Source organism: Streptomyces sp. NPDC002044, assembly GCF_040296725.1.
In the GTDB taxonomy this organism is placed as follows: Bacteria; Actinomycetota; Actinomycetes; order Streptomycetales; family Streptomycetaceae; genus Streptomyces; species Streptomyces antarcticus.
In genome coordinates this window covers 1-3,369 of record NZ_JBEOXU010000288.1, presented here as the reverse complement: position 1 = coordinate 3,369, position 3,369 = coordinate 1, and the positions used below count along the sequence as shown (strand labels likewise).

2 protein-coding genes are annotated in these 3,369 nt (G+C 79.1%); both read right to left on the bottom strand.

Annotation, left to right across the window (positions count from 1 at the left end; all coding sequences use genetic code 11):
* Positions 1-307: 307 nt before the first annotated feature.
* Complete coding sequence (locus tag ABT106_RS31535; RefSeq protein ID WP_351284381.1) at positions 308-1,159, bottom strand: phosphatase PAP2 family protein; 852 nt, start codon at positions 1,157-1,159, stop codon at positions 308-310.
* 173 nt (positions 1,160-1,332) lie between these two features.
* Positions 1,333-2,301, bottom strand: coding sequence for an alpha/beta hydrolase fold domain-containing protein (locus ABT106_RS31530; RefSeq protein WP_351284378.1), 969 nt, complete (start codon positions 2,299-2,301; stop codon positions 1,333-1,335).
* Positions 2,302-3,369 lie beyond the last annotated feature (1,068 nt).

The window sequence follows — 3,369 nt, the reverse complement described above, 5'->3', positions numbered from 1 at the left end:
GGGCCGGCCGGGGCGCTGGGGCGGGTTCACCCCCGCGGGGTGGTCTGGGGGGGGGGGCCCCCCCCCCGGTTGGGGGCCGCGGCCCCCCCGGGCCGGGGCCGCGGCCGCCTCCCGCTCCCCGCGCGCCGGCCGAAGCGGCCTCGTCCTGAGGCCCGCGCCGGTCTCCGCGATCGGGCGCCTCGTCAGCGGCTGGCTCGACACCGCCCGGGCCCGGGCCGGACTGCGCCCTGCGGCCGTGCTCGCTTTCGCGGCCCGGCCCCCGGACCCCGTCCTGGTTCCCCGGCCGACCCCCTGAAGGCAGGTCCCGTCAGGGCGCAGGCGCCCGCGCCGCCGGCCGCTCGGCGAGGAGCACGGGTGTGACCACGGGCGCGGGCGCGGCAATCGGCTCGGACACGGGCTCGGATACGGACTCCGCTACGGGCTCGGACACCGGCGCTGGTGCCCGCCCGGGGTCCGCGGCCCCCGCAGCCGCCCCCCGGCGGCCGAGGGGGCGTACGGACTCCCGGGCCAGCGCGGGCCCGAACAGCCACCACGCGACCAGTGCGGCCCCCGCCCCGGCGGCGGCCCCGGCCGCGGTGTCGCTGAGCCAGTGGGCGTGCAGCCAGGTACGGCTCCACATCATGGCCAGCGTGAACACCGCGCCCCCGATCCACCACGCCCGCCGCCGGGCGGCGGGCACCAGCAGCGCCCCCACCAGGACGACCAGCAGCGCTGCCGAGGCGGCGTGACCGGACGGGAAGGAGCCGTGGTCGACGCGGACCATGGGGTCGGCCGGGCGTGGCCGGTCCACCAGGTGCTTGAGGCCCTGTACGACGAGCATGTTGCCGCCGAGGTAGACGCCGAGCATGAAGCCGGCCGACACCCAGCGCCTGCGCAGGAGCAGGGCCAGCAACAGGCCGAGCGGGACGACGACTCCGAAGGGTCCGCCGAACCAGTTCAGCGCCGCCGCGGCGGCCGCGTACAAGCCCTCGTGCGGGCCGCCCATCCAGCCGAGCCAGCGGTCGTCGAACGCCTGGAACGGCGGATCCGCCAGGTCCGAGCGGACGACGAGGGCCGCCAGCCCGGCCAGGCCCAGCAGGACGAGACCCAGGACGAGCGCCCCGCGGCCGGGGCCGCGCGGGGCGGGACCGTCGGGTGGAGTGACCGGATTCCAGGACATGAACTGCCTCTCGCGCAAGCGGACTTGTCCGCGGGCATGGGGTGAGCTGGGCGGACGGCGGGTGAGGGTACGGGGGCAGGTACGGGGGCGCGGCACGGACCGCGCCCCCGGCGGGGCGGAGTCGCGAACGGAGCGGAGCCGCGGGCGTCGCGGCCCCGGCCGGTCGCGGTCGGTCAGGCCCCCGCGCCGAGGTGGGCGGCCAGGAACTCGACGCTCTCCGCGACGATCGGAGCGATGTCCGGGGCGCCGAGGAAGATGTGGTCGGCACCCTCCACCGGCCGCAGCGTCACCTCGCCCCCGGCACCCCGGAGCGCCTCGGCGAGCACCTCGCTCTGGCTGTACGGGACCAGGCCGTCGTGCGTCCCGTGGACGAGCAGGAACGGCGGCGGGTTCCCGCCACCGGCGGGCGCGGGCACCGCGTACGTGACCGGGCTCGCGGCCCGTGCCCGCGCCGGGCGCTCCGCCTCGGTACCGCCGAGCAGGGCCTCGTACGGATCGGGGAACTCGCCGCCGGACGGCATCGCCGGCATGGGGTGATCGGCCAGGGCGACCAGGTCGGACACGCCGTACCAGTCGACGACGGCCAGCACACCGGTGTCCCCGGCGCCGACGCCCTGCGTGCCCTCCAAGTGCGCGGCGTCCTCGCTGCCGGGGCCCGTGACTCCGGCGAGTGCGGCGAGGTGACCGCCCGCCGACTCGCCCCACACGCCGATCCGGTCCGGGTCGATGCCGAGGGTCGCGGCGAAGGCGCGGACGTAGCGGATGGCGGCCTTCACGTCGTGGAGCTGGGCGGGGAAGGGCGCCTCGAGGCTGTGCCGGTAGTCGATGGAGACGAGGGCGAGCCCGGCCGCCAGTACGGCGCCGTGCAGCAGGGCGGGGGGCACGGTGGGCGGCGGGTAGCGGCGGTCGCCCTCCAGCCAGCCGCCGCCGTGGATCCAGACCACGGCCGGGAAGGGGCCCTCGCCCGCCGGGACCTGCACGTCGAGCAGCCGGGGCCGGTAGCCGGGGGTGGTGGCGTACGTGACCCCGTCGAAGTGGCGGACGCCGTCGGCACCTGTCACAGGCGGTACGGGGGACTGGTAGGGCGGGGGCGGCCAGGTCATGTCGGCGAGGTCGAACCCGACCGGAGGGGATTGCGTCATGGGGGTCCTTCGCATGCGGGGCGGCCGGTGCGGCCTGCGGATCCCGGTACGGGCGCGGGCGGCTCGGCCGCACGGGCCGGGAGAGGTGGGAAAGGCGGGATGTGAGAGTTGGTTACACGTGTAAGCACGACTTTACCGACGTGTTTCGGCCGACGACAAGACCATGGACGCCCCGACTTCCGAGCCGTGGCGACGACCAGGGGGCGGCCGTGGTGCGGCGGCGTGCGCGGGTGTGGAGGCCGCCGGGGGATTCGCACCTCCGGTCTGCCGCCGGAGCCGCCGGGCAGAGCCGGGCGATGGGCCCGGTCGGAGCCGTGCCGGCCCGGCCCCGAGGGGGAGGGGTCCGGGGGCCGGGGGTGCGGGGGCGCGCCCCCAGGATGCCGGCGCCGGTCACGGACCACCCGGCGAGGCGTGGCGCCCGGCCGCCCGGCCCCTCCATGCCCGACGCCCTCCCGGGCCGTGCCGTGACGGTCCCGAAGGTCGGCGAGGTCTGTACGGGAGGGGCGTGTGGGGTGGCTCGTGGGGCCGGGCGGTACGGGGACCCGGCGGGGAAGGCCGCACGTGCGCCCGCCCGCCCACCGCGTCATCGTGGGCCGCCGAGACCTGTACCGGCTCGCTCGTCGCCCCCCGCCACCGCGCCGGACTGCGCCGGCCCCGCCCTGCGGGCGGCAGACGCCACCGTGCCGGCACTTCCCGGCGCGGTGGCGGGGGCGCCGCGAGGCAGGCGCCGGTCGAGCCCGTGCGCAGCCAGGTGGCGGTGGGCCGACGGTACGCCGGCCGACCGTTCACGCGCGGACCTGACCCGTACGGCCGCCGTCACCGTCCCCTGCCGTCACCGCCCCCCTGCCGCCATCCGCCGCCGGGCCTCCGCACCGGCGGCATCCGCCGGGCCCACGGCAGCCGGCCGCCGGGGCCCGCCCACGGCCCGGGCCGGGGGGGCCCCCCGGGGGCGGCGGGGCCCCGGTGCCGGGGGCGGGCCGGGGGGCGGCATTTCGCGGCGGGGCCGGGGTGGCGGGGCGGGGCGGGCGGGCCCCGGAGGGGGCGGCGCGGCCGCCCCCCGGGGGGGGG